Source organism: Streptomyces sp. NPDC028305, assembly GCF_055569495.1.
Genome location: NZ_JBVHTN010000002.1, coordinates 576,520 through 592,031 on the forward strand (window position 1 = coordinate 576,520; position 15,512 = coordinate 592,031).

At 72.4% G+C, this 15,512-nt stretch carries 13 protein-coding genes; 5 read left to right on the plus strand and 8 right to left on the minus strand.

What is annotated here, in order from left to right; genetic code table 11:
• Nucleotides 1-46 precede the first annotated feature (46 nt).
• A complete protein-coding gene (locus ACZ4WQ_RS09220; protein WP_398374367.1) occupies nt 47-1,558 on the minus strand; it encodes an LCP family protein in 1,512 nt (503 codons plus the stop codon).
• A gap of 115 nt (nt 1,559-1,673) precedes the next feature.
• On the opposite strand from ACZ4WQ_RS09220, the gene tatA reads away from it, so the two are divergent.
• From tatA to ACZ4WQ_RS09245, 5 genes are all read left to right on the plus strand, one after another.
• Entirely contained in the window at nt 1,674-1,904 is a 231-nt protein-coding gene (gene tatA, locus ACZ4WQ_RS09225) for a Sec-independent protein translocase subunit TatA (RefSeq protein ID WP_398374369.1), read from the plus strand.
• Between the two features lie 229 nt (nt 1,905-2,133).
• On the plus strand, nt 2,134-4,587 hold the full coding sequence (locus ACZ4WQ_RS09230) for a hypothetical protein (RefSeq protein WP_398374370.1): 2,454 nt from the start codon (nt 2,134-2,136) through the stop codon (nt 4,585-4,587).
• Nucleotides 4,580-5,950, plus strand: coding sequence for a hypothetical protein (locus ACZ4WQ_RS09235; RefSeq protein ID WP_398374371.1), 1,371 nt, complete (start codon nt 4,580-4,582; stop codon nt 5,948-5,950). Before ACZ4WQ_RS09230 ends, ACZ4WQ_RS09235 begins: the two co-directional genes overlap by 8 nt.
• 2 nt (nt 5,951-5,952) lie before the next feature.
• Nucleotides 5,953-6,534, plus strand: a complete 582-nt coding sequence (locus tag ACZ4WQ_RS09240) for a hypothetical protein (protein WP_311722305.1) — start codon at nt 5,953-5,955, stop codon at nt 6,532-6,534.
• Nucleotides 6,535-6,541: 7 nt separating this feature from the next.
• The gene (locus ACZ4WQ_RS09245; protein WP_398374372.1) at nt 6,542-7,771 is read left to right on the plus strand and encodes a hypothetical protein; all 1,230 of its coding nucleotides are present in this window, start codon (nt 6,542-6,544) and stop codon (nt 7,769-7,771) included.
• 64 nt (nt 7,772-7,835) lie between these two features.
• On the opposite strand, the gene ACZ4WQ_RS09250 is transcribed toward ACZ4WQ_RS09245, so the two are convergent.
• From ACZ4WQ_RS09250 to ACZ4WQ_RS09280, 7 genes are all read right to left on the minus strand, one after another.
• Entirely contained in the window at nt 7,836-9,293 is a 1,458-nt protein-coding gene (locus ACZ4WQ_RS09250) for an FAD/NAD(P)-binding protein (protein ID WP_398374374.1), read from the minus strand.
• Nucleotides 9,290-10,603 (minus strand): sulfate adenylyltransferase subunit 1, encoded by a 1,314-nt coding sequence (locus ACZ4WQ_RS09255; RefSeq protein WP_311722308.1) that lies wholly within the window; start codon nt 10,601-10,603, stop codon nt 9,290-9,292. Before ACZ4WQ_RS09255 ends, ACZ4WQ_RS09250 begins: the two co-directional genes overlap by 4 nt.
• 2 nt (nt 10,604-10,605) lie before the next feature.
• Entirely contained in the window at nt 10,606-11,544 is a 939-nt protein-coding gene (gene cysD / locus ACZ4WQ_RS09260) for a sulfate adenylyltransferase subunit CysD (RefSeq protein WP_311722310.1), read from the minus strand.
• Nucleotides 11,541-12,149 carry an adenylyl-sulfate kinase gene (cysC, locus tag ACZ4WQ_RS09265; RefSeq protein WP_398374375.1) on the minus strand — a complete coding sequence of 203 codons (609 nt, stop codon included), beginning with the start codon at nt 12,147-12,149 and terminating at the stop codon, nt 11,541-11,543. The genes cysD and cysC overlap by 4 nt, the downstream gene beginning before the upstream one ends.
• Nucleotides 12,142-13,467, minus strand: a complete 1,326-nt coding sequence (locus tag ACZ4WQ_RS09270; protein WP_311722312.1) for an MFS transporter — start codon at nt 13,465-13,467, stop codon at nt 12,142-12,144. Before ACZ4WQ_RS09270 ends, cysC begins: the two co-directional genes overlap by 8 nt.
• A 16-nt stretch (nt 13,468-13,483) precedes the next feature.
• Nucleotides 13,484-14,269 (minus strand): class I SAM-dependent methyltransferase, encoded by a 786-nt coding sequence (locus ACZ4WQ_RS09275; RefSeq protein ID WP_311722313.1) that lies wholly within the window; start codon nt 14,267-14,269, stop codon nt 13,484-13,486.
• Between the two features lie 72 nt (nt 14,270-14,341).
• Entirely contained in the window at nt 14,342-15,475 is a 1,134-nt protein-coding gene (locus tag ACZ4WQ_RS09280) for a hypothetical protein (protein ID WP_398374376.1), read from the minus strand.
• Nucleotides 15,476-15,512 lie beyond the last annotated feature (37 nt).

The window sequence follows — 15,512 nt, forward strand, 5'->3', positions numbered from 1 at the left end:
GGCGGGGCCGTCATCCGTGCCGTTGTCCGTGTCGTCCTCCGTGCCGTCATCCGTACGAGAGGTCGGAGCAGGGGTCGGTGTCGGCCGAGCGGGCCGTGTCGGCGACCTCGGAGGGCAGCGTGGTGGGCGCCGAGGCGCTGGGGGAGGGGTCCGCGGCGTACTCCTGACCCAGGGTGACGCTGATGCCGGGCGCGTCGGCGGGCTGGAGCCGCGCCCCCGGGAAGACCCGGGCCACCGTCTTCGCCTGCTCCTGCTCGCCCGGGCCGTAGGTGACGAGGGTGGTGGTGTGGTCCTGTGCGGCGGCGGTCGCGGTACCGGTGACGGTGAAGCCGTCGGCGCGCAGCGTCTCGGCGGCGCGGGCGGCCAGCCCCGTGACGCCGGTGCCGTTGTAGACGGCGACGCTGATGCCCGCACCCGACACGCTCCCGGAGGATTCGGCCGGGGACGGCGTGGGGGACTTACGGGACTTCGAACCCCCGCTCGCGTCCTTGCCGTCGATGGTGCGGTCGGCCTTGAGGTCCGCCCACAGCGCGTCCGCCTGGGGCCGCACGATGGCGACCCTGGCGCCCTGGTAGCGCCAGGGGACGGTGATGAACTTGGTGTTGTGCAGATCGACGTCCTTCATCGACATCGCGAAGGACACCAGCTTGTCGACCGAGCCCAGCCCCGGGTCGACGGTCATGGACTTGGTCGCCGCCTTCGCGAGCGGCAGCAGCGTGGTGGGGTCCATGCCCTGGGACTTCACCTTCTTGATCAGGCTCGCCACGAACGCCTGCTGGCGCTTGATGCGGCCGATGTCCGAGCCGTCGCCGATGCCGTGCCGTATCCGCACATAGTCCAGGGCCTTCTGGCCGGAGACGGTCTGCTCGCCCTTGCCGAACAGGAGCTTGCCGCGCGAGCCGCGGTTCGGGCTGAGGTCGCGCTGGTAGATGTCCTTGGGGAGGCAGACGGTGACGCCGCCGACCGCGGAGGTCATCTTGGAGAAGCCCTCGAAGTCGACGACGACGGTGTGATCCACGCGCAGCCCGGTCAGCTTCTCGACGGTGTTCTGGGTGCAGGCCGGGTTGCCCTCGGCCGTCTCGCCCACCGAGAAGGCCGCGTTGAACATGGTGTCCTTCTGTTCCTCGGTCCACTTCCCGTCGGGCAGCCGGCACGGCGGGATGTCGACCAGCGTGTCGCGCGGTATGGACACCGCCACCGCGTGTTTGCGGTCGGCGTACACATGCAGCAGGAAGGCGGTGTCCGAGCGCCCGACGTCGCCCTCGCCACCTCCGTAGCTGCTGTTGTCGCCGGAGCGCGAGTCCGAGCCGATGACCAGGACGTTCTGCCCGCCGGCGCCCGCGGCCGGCCGGTCCCGGCTGATTCCGTCCCCGCTGAAGGTCTTGATGTCCGCGTTGAGCCAGAGGTAGATCCCGCCCACCGCGGCGACGATCAGCACGAGCAACGACACCAGCACGACGGCCACCACCCGTCCACGGCTGCGCTTGCGCCGCCGCCTCCCGCCCGTGGCCTGGCCGCTTCCGTGGCGCTCGGCCACCGCCTTGTGGCTGCCCGACATCCTGTGCACCCTCACCCGCGCCGCTCCCGAGGGGACGGCGGACGCCACCCCCTAAAGTTGTATAGTTGCGCAATGTAGCAAGTGATCTCGGGTGAACGGGAAGGGGAATGCGGTCATGTTCCTGCGCAACGGTCTGGAGCCGTGGCATCTGCTGATCGTGGCGATCGTGGTCATGGTGATGTTCGGCTCCAAGAAGCTGCCGGACACCGCTCGATCGCTGGGCAAGTCGCTCCGGATTCTGAAGAGCGAGGCCAGGGCCATGAAGAACGAGGACGCGCAAGCCGCCGCCCCGGACGGTGCCCCCGCGCGCCCCGCCTCCGAGGGTGGCGCCACCGCGCCACGCTGAGTGGTCCGTTCGTCTCCCCGGTCCGCGGGTCCTGTGTGATCCGGTGTTATTGGATCACATAGGACCCACTCATCTGGAATATGCGCATCCCGCCGCTATGTCCGTCCTTGCGTTTTATCATCGCCAACGGTTCGGTAATTCGCTTGAGACTGACGGGGGAAGCGTGACACTGACCGACAATGTGGCATGGGCACCCACCTCCCCCTTCCGCTCGGAAGAGCGGGGGGACGTGTCCGATGAAGAGGAATGGACCGAGGCGCCGTCCGCGTCCTACCTGGACAGCCCGTTCCGGGGCGCGGCCCGCGACACCGGGCGCGGGTCCGTGGACGCGCACAGTGAGGCGGTGCGCGAACTGCTCGCCGAGCTCTACTCGGACGAGATGGAAGAGGCCCTCTCCGAACTGCTCGAGGAGACGGCCGCGTTACACGCCGAGCACTCGGCCGCCCTGGTGGGCGCCACCGCCTCGGAGGCGGCGGAGCAGCCGGTGCGCGAGCATCTGGAGGCGCTCGCCGAGCAGGCGGAGCGGTATCTGGAGGCGCTCGCCGAGGCCGCGGGCGAGGCGGACACGCGCTCCCTCACCGAGGCCGAGCTGGAGAGCGTCTTCGAGTCGGTGGCGCCACCGGCCGGCGTGGGGGAGTCACCCGCATTCGAGCAGTTCCTGGGAGCGCTGAAGAACTTCGCCAAGAAGGCGGTCAGCGGCGCGGTGAACCTGGCCAAGAAGGGCGTCCAGGCCGTCAAGACGGGCGTCAAGGCGGTGGCCAAGGTGATGCCCATCGGCGTCATCCTGCGCCAGCTGCGCCCGATCGTGCAGCCGTTGCTGATGCGGGTGCTGAAGATCGCCATCGGCCGGCTGCCCGCCCCGGTCCGCCCGATCGCCACCCAGCTCGCCCGGAAGCTGCTGCGCGAGGCGCCGATGACGGAGGCGGAAGAGACGGAGGAGGCCGCGAGCGCCGACCGGGCGCCGGCCGCCGAGGCGCTCGGCGCGGAGCCGGCCCCGGCCGCCCTGCTCAGCCTCGAACTCGCCGGAGCCACCGCGGGCCTGCTGCTGACGGGCGACGAGAGCGAGCGCGAGGCGTGGGCCGCCGAGGCTGCCCAGTCCCTGTCCGGTGGGGCCGCCGAGGCATACGGACAGCAGAGCCCGGCCGCCGAGGCCGAGGCGCTGGCCGAGGCCCGGGAGCGGTTCACCGAGGCGCTCGGCCGACTGCCGGACGGCGGTGATCCGCGGCCCGCGCTGGAGGAGTTCCTGCCGGTCGTGATGGCCGCGCTGCCCATCGTGCGCAAGATCGTCCAGATCGCCGGGCGGCAGAACGTCGTCGGGGCGCTGTCCAACCTGCTCGCCGCGCTCATCGGCAAGTTCACCGGCCCGCGCAACGCCCGCATCCTGGCCGACGCCGTCGCCGACACCGGCCTGAAGCTCCTCAGCATGGAGACCGCCGCGGAGGCGCCGGAGCGGCTCGCGGCGAGCGCGCTCGCCGCCACCGCCGAGGACACCGTCCGGCAGCTCGCCCAGCTCCCCGCCGAGGAGCTGGAGGACCCGGTGCGGCTCGAGGTCGCCGCGGGAAAGGCGTTCAATGTCGCCGCCGCCGCGAACATCCCCTCCACCCTGCTGCGCGAGGACCTGGCGGAGACCGAGGCCCCCGGGGTCAAGGGCATGTGGGTGCCGCTGCCGCGCGGCGCCAAGGGAGCGCTGCGCTACAAGAAGTACTCGCGCGTCTTCGAGGTGGAGGTCGGCGCCGAGCAGGCCGCCGCGCTGCGCACCGGCGGCGGGACACCGCTGGCCACGGTGTTGCGGGACCAGTTCCGGGTGCGCGCCTTCCCGGTGCGGCTGAAGATCCACCTGTACGAGGCCGGAGCCCACAGCTGGGCCCGCCAGATCCAGGCCGCCGAGCAGCGCGGCGCCGGGCGCGCGGGCGCCCGGCTGCTGACCCTGCTGCCGCTCACCCGGCAGGCCGCCGACTCCCTCCTCGGCCACCCTGGGCTCGGCATGGCGAAGGTCCCGAAGGTCGTCAAGGGGCGCCAACTGCCCAGGGGGGTGCGGCTGTACGGCATCGAACTGGCCGACCGGCGCCAGGGCGCGGGCGGCGGGGCCGCGGCGCCCGGACACCAGCGCAGGCCCACCGAGGTCCAGCTCACCGTCGACGCCCGCGCGGGCCGGGAGAGCCTGGCCATCGCGCTCCACCTGGCCGAGGAGCGCGCCCAGGACATCCTTCGGTCGGCGGGCACGCCGCCCGCCGTGGGCCCCTTCCTCGGCAGCCTCGGCTCCGCGCTGGCCGAGGCCACGGTGACGGCGCTGTTCGGCGGCGAGAGCCGCAATGTGCGGGTGTTCCGCGAGGCGTACGAGCAGTCCTCTCACCTGTCCCCGGCCGACGAGGGCGAGGAGTTCGTCTCGTCGCTTCCGCCACGGCTGCGCGACGCCGTCGCGGAGGGGCTGAAGCGGGCGGCGGGCCAGGCGTTCGCGCAGTACTTCAAGGGCCGGGTCGACGAGTTCGCCCGCGCGCTCCAGGACCCGAGGGACGGGGTCACGCTGGTCGTCACCCTGCCCGGCGCCCCGCTGGTCGGGATCGTCACCGGCATCCTGGCGCGCCGGCTGCCCTCCCTGCCGGAGGTGTCCCGGGCCGTCGCCGCGCTCGCCGCCGAGCCCGCCGCCAAGGTGGAGGTCAAGGCGGGCCGTCACCGTGGTTGAGACGCTCCGGCCGAGACCCCGGGCGGTCCCGGTCGACGTGCCTCCGCCCGCCCCCGCGCACCCGGGCGCGACGGATCCGCGGCCGCGGCCTGCCGGCACCACACCGGAAGAGGGTCCGGACGCGGCGGCGTTACGTGTCCAGACCGCCCGGCAGCTCGCCCACTGGACCGCCGCCACCGAGGGCCTGGCCCAGCCGGAGAACTTCGCCTCGGCGGCCGCCTGGGCCTCGCTGGAACACCGGCTCGGGATCGCCCTCCGCACCGAACTACAGCGCGCCGTGGACCGGTTGCGCCCGAGGACACGCGCGCTCGCGGGCGCGCTGGCCCGGGCCCGCACGGTCGAGGAGGTACAGGCCGTGCGCCGGGGCGTGGTGGCGGTGCGCCGCGACATCCAGCGCGTGGAGACGGTCGCCGACTTCTACGGCGACGCCGTCAACACCCGCACCGGGCAGCGGCTGACCTCGCTGCTGCGCGCCTGCGACCTGCTCGCCGTCCGCAGCATGACGGCGGTCCTGCCGCAGCTCGGGCAGCCCGTGCCCGAGGTGCTCACCTACATCGACAAGGGGATGGGGGCCTCGATCCTCCGCGCCGGGGTGCGGCTGTGGGATCCGGCGGCCATCAGCCCGGTGGCGGCCATCAAGATCACCCGGCACAATCTGCTCCGCCCGACCGCGCTCATCCACGAGACGGGCCACCAGGTCGCCTTCCAGCTCGGCTGGAACGAGGAGCTGGCCCGGGCGCTGCACACCGCCGCCCGCCCGGGAGGCGAGGCTGTCGCCGACGCGTGGGCGCAGTGGGCGCAGGAGATCGCCGCCGACGCGTACGCCTTCGCGCACACCGGCTACGCGGCCCTGGCCGCCCTGCACGATGTCATCGCGGGACCGCCGCAGGCCGTGACCACCGTCCTGGCGGGCGACCCGCACCCGCCCGCGTATCTGCGCGTCCTGCTCGGCGCCGCGATGTGCCGCGACTGGTACGGCAGCGGGCCCTGGGATGACATGGAGCGCGCCTGGCTGCGCTCGTACCCGCTCGACGACCTGCCGAAGGAGCGCGCGGACGCGCTGCGGCGGGCCGTACCGGTGATCCCCCGGCTGGCCCGGGCCTGCCTGCGCCAGTCCGCGTCCGCCTTCCGCGGACGGCCGCTCGCGGCGCTGCTGGACCCCGGCCGGGTGTCGCCCGGCGAGCTCGCGGCCCTGTCCCGGCGCGGCGGGCCCGCGCTCTACACATCCGATTACTGGGCCGATGCGGAACCGCTCCGGATTCTCGCTCTTGGCTGCCTGCGGCTGTCACTCGACGGCCCCGACGCGGACCAGGCACGCACCGAGTTCGAGAACTGGCTGCTGGCGCTCGGCAGGAAAGGCTGACCATGACCACCACAGGCACCACACCCAAACAGATCGAGCCCTCCACCGCGGTCGCCACCGCGGCGGACCCGGCCCCGAACCCGCTTCAGGGCGTCGTCGACCAGCTGCGCCTGCTGCCGCGGCGGCTGGCCCGGCAGGAGCTCACCGACGAGGAGAAGCTCGGAGCGGCCTCCTTCAACAGCCTCTACGCGGAGTTCCTCACCGCGCACGACGCCATCGCCGGGCGCAAGCCGACACCGGCCTACCCGCCGTTCACCACCCGCTGGAGCGACCCGGCCGAGGAGCACGCCCAGGTCGTCACCCGCGCGGTGAACTCCCCCTCGAAACCCGAGGCGTTCAAGGTCTCGATCAGGATCGACGGGGTGGAGAGGTACACCTACCCGGGCGGGCCGAAGCCCACCGTGGCCCGGGGCGGCTATCTCGTGGCCCCCGTGCGCATACCGAACGGCCCCGGCCCCTTCGCCGTCACCGGCAGCGTCGTCTACAAGGACACGGCGGGTGAGACCCGGACGTACAGCCCGGACACCACTGTCTCCCGCCGCAGGCTGTCCCTGCCCGCCGATGTCCTGACTCCCGAGAGGTGACCGACCCGTGTTCATGCAACTCGCCGGCGCCCTGCTGGCGGCTTCCCAGCCCAAGAAGACATTCGCGCAGGTGGCGGAGTTCATCTCGCGGCAGACGGCGGGCGACCTCGCCTCGCTGGTCGAGGCGACCTGGCAGCAGAAGAGCGAGTCCTACCCCGTGCGGGACCCGGCGTACGCGCGCGACGCCCAGGAGAATGCTCGGAGGGTGCTGACCGGCTTCCAGAACACCGAGATCCCGCTGCCGGAGAAGACCGACCATCTCATCTACGCCTACATGCTGGAGAACACCCGGATCCTGGAGATCTTCCGGCGCATCCTGGTGTCCTTCTTCAACACGGAGAACTTCAACACGCCGTCCGCCGAGACCCTCCAGTGGCTGGACCAGACCGAGCGGCTGTTCTTCCGCGACCCCGGGCCCCTGTCGGTGCTCGCCGTCACCGGCGAGCTGCGGCCCGACGCGGACGCCGTCCGCCGCAACGCCTACCACCGGCTGCTCGGACTCGATCTGAACCACGGCCGGGGCGGCAAGCCCGGGGCGTATCCGTACCACCGCACCGACGTCACCAACCAGCGCTTCCCGGTGCTCTTCGGGCAGTTGCTGGAGGAGGTGTCCATCGGCATCCAGCACGCCGGCAACACCTCGGGCGCGAATCCGACGGACGACTTCCGCATCCAGGACCTGGTCCAGGAGATCGGCGACGTCATGCTGGACCGGCGCGGCCCGTCGCAGGCGGGGCTGGCGCACGAGGAGTTCGTCGCGGTGACCTTCCTGTCCTGGCTGCATCTGGCGATCAGCTGGGAGAGCCCGGTGGTGCGCGACCTGCGGGCCACCGCCAGCACCCCGCACGAGCGGCTGCGGCGGCTCGGCGCGCGGGTCAAGCTGGACGCACACCAGGACTCCCGGTCGTTCCTCCAGCTCGGGCCGGACGTCTCACTGCTGCTGTACTCGATCGAGCGGCGGCTGGAGCCGACCCAGCAGCCCGAGTACTTCTACACTCGCGGCTCGCAACTGCGCCCGGTCATGGACCGGATCATCCACCACTGGTCCCATGTCACCGGCACCAATGTCCGCTCCCGCGCGACGCGTCTGGACCCGGGCACCGTACGGGCGCTCGGCAACGCGAGCGTGATCGCCTCGTCGCCCGCGTCGGTGGGCACCGGCTCGGCGGCGAGCGGGCAGGGCACGGCGGTGCACGCGGCGCGGGTCGGCGCCAAGGACCCGATGCCCCTCCGCTGACAGCGCCCCGGCGGGCTCGTCCCCCTTCCCCGCCCCTCCCGGGAAGGGGCGGGGGAAGGGTGCGCTAGACCGGTTGTGCGAGGTACGGGGTGGTGGGCTGCCGCTCGGCCGGGCGGTGGCCCGCCAACAGGGCGACGACGGCGGTGGCGATCCGGTTCGCCTGGACGCGGATCTCGGGGATCGCCGTCGTCTCCCACAGGTTGCCGCGGCGCAGCGATCCGAGCGTCCACAGGGGCGCGGGATCTCCCGGGCCGGGCGGCGGGAAGGCGGGCAGGAGGCGGCCGTCGGGGGCTGTGTCGAAGCCCAGGGCGTGCGGGCCGGGGCGGGCGAGGCCCGCGGCCAGGAGGCTGCGGACGAGCGGGTCGGCGGCCTCGGTCACCCGGCCCTCCGTACCGGTGCAGTTGACGACGGCGCCGAGCGGCCCGGTCCAGCCCGCGTACGGCGCCGGAAGCCGGACGCGGACTTCGCCGGACGCGGTGACGCGGAAGTCCTCGGCACTCAGCGCCCCGCGCAGGACCCGCAGGCCGCCCGTCCCCAGCGCGCCCCGGACGGCCGCGTGGGTGTCGGGCGGCATGCGGTGTCGGTGAACCTCCCACCACCGCAGCCGCGTCCGCAGAAACTCCCGCTGCTCCGCGGCCGAAAGGCGCTGCCACACCGCGGTGGTGTGCGGGCGCAGTGCGTCCAGAGCGGGCCGCCAGTCACCGCAGACGCGGCGCGCCCGCGCCGCCCGCAGCATGACCAGGCGCTCCAGGGCGGCGAGGGACCGCACCTCCGGCGGTGGGCAGGGGGCGAGGGGTGCCGCCGGTGCCGGGGCGTGGGCGGCCGGCAGCAGACCGTGCGTGGACACCGCGTACACCGTCCGGCCCGGCCGGACCAGCGACCGGGCCATGTCGCACATCGTCAGGCCCGTGCCCACCAGCAGGACATCGCGATCCCCGGGGATCGACGCCGGCACCCCCGGCCACCATGGGTCGGCGACGAAGCGGCCCGAGGCCCGCAGGGCCGGCGGGGCCCAGCCGGTCCTCGGCGCCAGATGGCCGAGCGCGAGCACGGCCGCGTCCGACTCCAGGACCGCGCCGCCGCGCAGGCTCAGCCGCACCGCCCCGTCGCGGGGGCGGACCCCCTCGGCCCGGTCGTGCACCCGGCGCAGGGACCCGTACGGAGCGGCGTCCGACGCGGCAGACCTCAACCGGTCGGCCAGATAGCCGCCGTAGCGGGCCCGGGGAACGTACTCCCCGGGCCCGACCGCACGGCCTTCGCGCGCCGACAGCCAGCGGCGGAAGTCGTCGGCGTCGTCGGTCGCGCTCATCCGCCCGGCGGGCACGTTCAGCAGGTGGCGGGGGTCCGGTGTCCGGTAGGCGACGCCCCGTCCCGTGTCGGGGGAGGGATCGACCAGGTCCACCCGTACGCGCAGCCCGCCGGCGGAGGCCGCGTTCAGGAGCGCGGCGCACACGAGTGTGCCCGCCGCGCCCGCCCCGACGACGGCGACCCGGAAGGCCGTCTCCCCGTGGCGGTCGCTCATGATGGGGGCCGCCCGTCCACCATGCCGGCGGTCAGGGTGGTGCCGTCGGCCGGGTCGATCAGGATGAACGCGCCCGTGCGCCGGCACTCGGCGTAGGCGTCGCACGCGATCGGCTCGGCGGTCCGGAGGACGACGGTGCCGATGTCGTTGGCGACCAGCCGTCCCGGATCGGGATGCCGGGACAGGTCGTCGAGCGTCAGCCGGGACGGGATGTCCTTGACGACCGCCTGCACGGTGCGGGTGGTGTGTTTGAGCAGCACCCGCCGGCCGGGCACCAGCGGCTCGTCCGCGACATGGCAGACCGTGGCGACGACGTCCCGCACGGGCGCGGGGGGCGCCCCGGCCGGCGCGATCAGGTCGCCGCGGCCCACATCGAGGTCTGCCGAGAGAAGCACCGTGACCGACTGGGGCGCCCGCGCCACCTCGACCGGTTCGCCGAGCAGGTCGATGCCGGAGATCGTCGTCGTACGGCCGGAGGGCAGCACGGCGATCCGCTCGCCGACGCGGAGCGTGCCGGAGGCGATCTGGCCCGCGTAGCCGCGGTAGTCGGGGTGTTCGGCGGTCCGTGGCCGGGTGACGTACTGGACGGGGAACCGCATCGGCTCCCGCGAGAGGGATCCCGTGGTGCGCACGGCCTCGAGGTGTTCGAGGACGGTCGGGCCGCCGTACCAGTCCATGGTGGCGGACGGCTCCACCACGTTGTCACCGGCGAGCGCCGAGATCGGGATGGCGGTACACCATTTTTCCTGGGGGTTCCCCCCAGGCCCCCAGCCGGGGATGCCGAGTTCGGTGGCGTAGGCCGTGAACTCCTCGGCGATGGTGGCGAAGACCGGCTCCCGGTAGCCGACGAGGTCCATCTTGTTGACGGCGAGGACCACGTGGGGGACGCGCAGCAGGGCCGCGATGGCGGCGTGGCGGCGGGTCTGCTCGACGACGCCGTTGCGGGCGTCGACCAGGATCACCGTGAGTTCGGCGGTGGAGGCGCCGGTGACCATGTTGCGGGTGTACTGCACATGGCCGGGGGTGTCGGCGAGGATGAACCGGCGCCGGGGCGTGGCGAAGTAGCGGTAGGCGACATCGATGGTGATGCCCTGCTCGCGCTCGGCGCGCAGGCCGTCGGTGAGCAGCGCCAGGTCCGGGCCTTCCTGGCCGCGGTTGGCCGATGCGCGCTCCACGGCCTCCAGCTGGTCGGCGAGGACCGACTTGGAGTCGTGCAGAAGACGGCCGACGAGGGTGGACTTGCCGTCGTCGACGGAGCCCGCGGTGGCGAAGCGCAGGGTGTCGACGGTGCCGGACGGGGTGGTGGTCATGGTCAGAAGTACCCTTCCCGTTTGCGGTCTTCCATCGCGGCCTCGGAGAGTTTGTCGTCGGCGCGGGTGGCGCCGCGCTCGGTGAGCCGGGAGGCGGCGATCTCGGCGATGACGGCGTCCAGCGTGGTGGCGTCCGAGTCGACGGCACCGGTGCAGGACATGTCTCCCACGGTCCGGTACCGCACGAGGCGCTTCTCCACGGTTTCGCCGTCCCTCGGGCCGCCCCAGTCGCCTGCGGTCAGCCACATGCCGTTGCGCCGGAAGACCTCGCGGCGGTGGGCGAAGTAGATGGCCGGCAGCGTGATGCCCTCCCGCGCGATGTACTGCCACACGTCCAGCTCGGTCCAGTTGGACAGCGGGAACACGCGGACGTGCTCGCCCGGCGCGTGGCGGCCGTTGTACAGGTTCCACAGCTCGGGGCGCTGGCGGCGCGGGTCCCACTGCGAGAACTCGTCCCGCAGCGAGAACACCCGCTCCTTGGCGCGGGCCTTCTCCTCGTCGCGGCGCCCGCCGCCGAACACCGCGTCGAACCGCTCGGCCTGGATCTTCTCCGTCAGCGGCAGCGTCTGGAGCGGGTTGCGGGTGCCGTCGGGACGCTCCTTGAGGACCCCTCGGTCGATGTAGTCCTGGACGGAGGCCACGTGCAGCCGCAGGCGGTGCCGGGCCACCGTGCGGTCCCGGTAGTCGATGACCTCGGGGAAGTTGTGTCCGGTGTCCACGTGCAGCAGGGCGAAGGGCACCGGCGCCGGGGCGAACGCCTTCACGGCGAGGTGCAGCATGACGATGGAGTCCTTGCCGCCGGAGAACAGGATCACCGGCCGCTCGAACTCGCCCGCCACCTCGCGGAAGATGTGCACCGCCTCCGACTCCAGCGTGTTCAGATGGGACAGCGTGTACGGGCCGTCCAGGTCGGCCTCGACGCGGGTGATGCTCCTGGTCACGCCAGCCCCCTCTCCGTGAGCAGCGCATACAGCGCCTGTGCCGATTCCGTTGCCGACTCGGTGTGCGAGGCGATCCGCAGATCGGGCGACTCGGGCTCCTCGTACGGGTCGTCGACCCCGGTCAGCCCGGTCAGCTCGCCCGCGGCCGCTCTGGCGTACAGGCCCTTCACATCGCGTACGGAGCACACCTCGACCGGTGCGGCCACATGCACCTCGAGGTAGGGCGTGCCGGAGGCCGCGTGGCGGGCGCGCACCGCCGCACGGCTCTCCGCATACGGCGCGATGACGGGCACGAGGGCCAGCACCCCGTTGCGCGCGAGGATTTCGGCGACGAGTCCGATGCGCTGGACGTTGGTGTGCCGGTCCGCGCGGCCGAACCCCAGGCCCGCCGAGAGGAAGCGGCGCAGCTCGTCGCCGTCCAGTACTTCGACCCGGCGGCCCTCGGCGCGTATCCGGTCCGCCAGTTCGTACGCGATGGTGGTCTTGCCCGCGCTGGGCAGCCCGGTCAGCCACACCGTCGCCCCGGGGCAGCAGGTGCAGAAGGGGGTGCGGTCGATCGCGGGGGTGGTGGTGCCGGTCGGGGACAGGGTGTGGAGGCTAGGCATGGGCGAGGTCCTTGTCGACTCGGGACGGAGGGGGCTGCTTGCCCACCGCGCTCTCGGGGGAGCCTTCGCGGGGCAGCCGCGTGGCCAGGAAGCCCAGCACGACCGTGGTCGCGGCGATCACGACGTAGTACCACCTGAAGTCGCCCGTGGCCGATTTGAGGAAGCCGGCGGTGTAGTTGCCGACGATTCCGCCGAGGCCCTGGGTGACGTTGGTGACTCCGAAGATGACGGTGGCCGCCGCGCCGGACGCGGACTTGGAGACATACGCCGGGACCAGGCCGTAGATGGGGTAGAAGGCGAGTGCGAACAGCACGCCCGACACCATCGGGAGGAAGTGGACCGGCGCGAGGACGAGCAGCATCGCCGACACGAAGAACATCGCGTAGCACAGCAGCAGCGAGGTGCGCACGCCGATCCGGTCGGAGAGCCAGCCGACCGCGAACCCCGCGAACATCCCGATGAAGCCGATGACTCCCCAGACCTGCGCCGCGGAGTGGATATCGAAGCCCTGCTCCTCGCGCAGGTAGGGGGAGAGATAGTTCTGGAAGGGCATACAGGCGAAACCGTTCAGGAACTTGATGATCCAGACGATGACCACCCAGCGGACGAGCACCATCCGCCAGCCCGCCCTGGCGCTGTCGGCGGCGGGCTCGTCGCGCTCTCCCGACTGCTCCGGCGCGTGGCCGGGCTCGCCGTCGTCGCCGCGGAAGAGCCCGAGCCGCAGAAAGGTGAAGGTCGCGACGGCGGTGGTCATCAGGGTGCCGAGGCCCACGCAGTACCACAGGCCGCGCCAGTTGCCGCCGCCCACGAAGGCGGGCACCAGGAGACTGTTGACCACGACGCCGTAGCTGGTGCCGCTGGAGATCAGGCCGAGGACCTTGCCCCGGTGGCGGTAGTCGATGACCTTGCCGACGATCTCCACCAGGGGCACATACACCGAGGCGGCGGTGCCGCCCATGATGGTGAGCAGGATTCCGATGACCACGATGCTGTCGGTGACCGGGACGAGGACCAGACACAGCCCGCACAGGGCGGCCGAGCCGATGGTCACATATCCGGCGCCGACCCGGGTGGACAGCCAGGTGCCGAGCAGGGCGAACAGCAGGAAGCCCAACTGCCCGGCCGCCGTCACGGTGCCCACGACGGTGTAGCCGAAGCCGAGGTCCTCGCGCATGTCCGTGACGATCTGCGCGAACAGGTAGAACCCGAATCCGTAGGTGGCCGCCACGAAGCTGGTCAGCAGCACCGTGATGGCGAAGCCGGCGAGGGTCCGCGCGCGGTCGGTGTCCTTGGGGTTCACCGGGGTGTCGGTTGCCACAGTGTGCCGTCCTTCCCTACGACTTGCGGGCGACGTGGATGATGAAGTCCGCGTCATACGCGTCGAAGTCCTCGCGGAAGTCCCCGAAGTCCCGCACCGAGTCGAAGCCCGAGTCCACCAGCAGGCCGGACAGCTCGGCGGACAGGATCGGATAGACCTCCAGGTGGTGGACGTCCCCGTCGCCGAACTCGTAGCGGAACCGGCACAGCCGGTCGTCGACGCGCGCGACGGAGACCGAGGCGCCCGTGCCGCAGTAGTAGTAGTTGCCGCTGCTGCGATAGCGGTGGCGGCGGATGGAGTCGAAGTTGCGGTGGTCGACGATGAGGATGCCGCCCGGGTTCAGTGCCTCGCGGAACTCGGCCAGCACCGCCCTGCGGTCCGCCTCGTGGAAGAGGTGCGGGAAGGAGCTGCCGAGGCAGACGACCGCGTCGTAGCGGCCGTCGAGATGGCGGCGCAGGGTGCGCCAGTCGGCCTCGACCACGGGGAACGTGAGGCCGTGGCGGGCCGCGTTGCGCCGGGTCCGCGCGACCATCTCGGGGCTGCCGTCGACGGCGGTCACATCGAAGCCGTGCCGGGCGAGGGACACCGAGTGATAGCCCGTGCCGGCCGCGACGTCGAGGACCCGATGTGCCTTCGCGGTCGTCAGCAGCTTCGCGAAGAATCCCTGTTCGCTCCGTTCGCGGCGGTCCCAGTCGATGAGGTCGTCCCAGCGGTCCACGAGCGCGGTGCCGTACTGCGCCGCGAAGTCGTCGGCGGTGCGGTGGTCGTCGAGCACCGTCCGCGTGGTTCGGGTGGTGGTCATGAGATGTCTCTCCAGGGTGGGACGGAGGGGATCGGGAGCCGCGCCGCACCGGCGGGGTGCGGCGCGGCGCGGTCAGGTGTCGAAGCGCGCCGCGAACTCCCCGTATTTGCAGGCGAGTTCATCGGCCCAATGGGGACAGTCGCCGAGCTTGACGCTGGTGCAGTCGTAGCCCAGGAGCTGGTTCATGACGGCCGACTCGCGTTCGGTGAAGTGCACGGTCGCGTCGTCGTCGATCCGCTCGATGCCGTCCGCCCGCTGACAGTCCTCGTTGATGCGCACCGCGCGCTCCACGGTGAGGCCCTCGGGCAGGTCGAGTTCGGCCCCGCCCCGGCGTATCCGCACCGGGTAGCCGCCGGGCAGCCCGCCCGGCGCGGGCGTGTGCGCCCGTACGCCGCTGTCGGCGGCCATGCCGTGCAGCACCCGGACCGCCGACGAGGCGGTCAGCAGCTGTCCGTCGATGCCGCCCAGCCGCTTGAGGCGGTTGTCGAGCTGGGCGAAGAGCCGGTGGTGGTCCACGGCGGCCGGGGCGCCGGCGACCCGCACATCGAGGTGGTAGGCGCCTTCGCCGGCATCGCCGAAGCGCGGCACGTAGTGGCTGAAGTAGTGCTGGGCCACCAGCCGCAGCTCCACCTCCTCGACGGGCGCGCCCAGCAGGTGCGCCGCGCCGTGGGTCAGGGCGGGCACGATGTTGGCCACGTTGCCGATGCCCACGGTGGGGGCGAGGCCGACCTTGTCGAGCACCGGGCCGACGGCATCCGGAAACGCGGCGTTGACGACGCGGGCCCCGGTGCCGGAGTCCCGGACCGCCCGCATCAGCAGATGGTTCAGGGTCAGGTGCATGGGCAGCCAGGGGCCGAGCTGGGCCTCGTCCAGCTCGTCGAAGACGGGCTTCGGAAGCTGGGTGATGACGCGCCACGACTGGAGCGAGGCGCCCATGAAGATGATGTCGGGGCGGACCCGGGCCAGGGTCTCGGCGGTGGCGGCCACGTTCCGCAGGTCCAGCCCGACGGAGCGGATGTCGGCGTGTCGGCCGAGGTTGGCCGCGGTGAAGAGGGCCAGGTTGCCGCGGCGGCGGGCGGTTTCGGCGTCCCGGCCGGCCAGCACCACCCGGCTGGTGGCGTCGTGGCCGAGCAGCAGGGTGAGCACCCTGGCCGACAGGTCGCCCATGCCGACCAGCATGATCAGAGGTTTGTCGGGTGTGGTCATGATGTCGCGCTCTCCGGTGGGGTGGGCGGGCGGGGGC

Coding starts and splice junctions, on each gene's coding strand:
- ACZ4WQ_RS09255 (WP_311722308.1), bottom strand. CDS start 10,603: ATGACCACCACCCCGTCCGGCACCGTCGACACCCTGCGCTTCGCCACC.
- tatA (WP_398374369.1), top strand. CDS start 1,674: ATGTTCCTGCGCAACGGTCTGGAGCCGTGGCATCTGCTGATCGTGGCG.
- ACZ4WQ_RS09250 (WP_398374374.1), bottom strand. CDS start 9,293: ATGAGCGACCGCCACGGGGAGACGGCCTTCCGGGTCGCCGTCGTCGGG.
- ACZ4WQ_RS09275 (WP_311722313.1), bottom strand. CDS start 14,269: ATGACCACCACCCGAACCACGCGGACGGTGCTCGACGACCACCGCACC.
- cysC (WP_398374375.1), bottom strand. CDS start 12,149: ATGCCTAGCCTCCACACCCTGTCCCCGACCGGCACCACCACCCCCGCG.
- ACZ4WQ_RS09280 (WP_398374376.1), bottom strand. CDS start 15,475: ATGACCACACCCGACAAACCTCTGATCATGCTGGTCGGCATGGGCGAC.
- ACZ4WQ_RS09220 (WP_398374367.1), bottom strand. CDS start 1,558: ATGTCGGGCAGCCACAAGGCGGTGGCCGAGCGCCACGGAAGCGGCCAG.
- ACZ4WQ_RS09240 (WP_311722305.1), top strand. CDS start 5,953: ATGACCACCACAGGCACCACACCCAAACAGATCGAGCCCTCCACCGCG.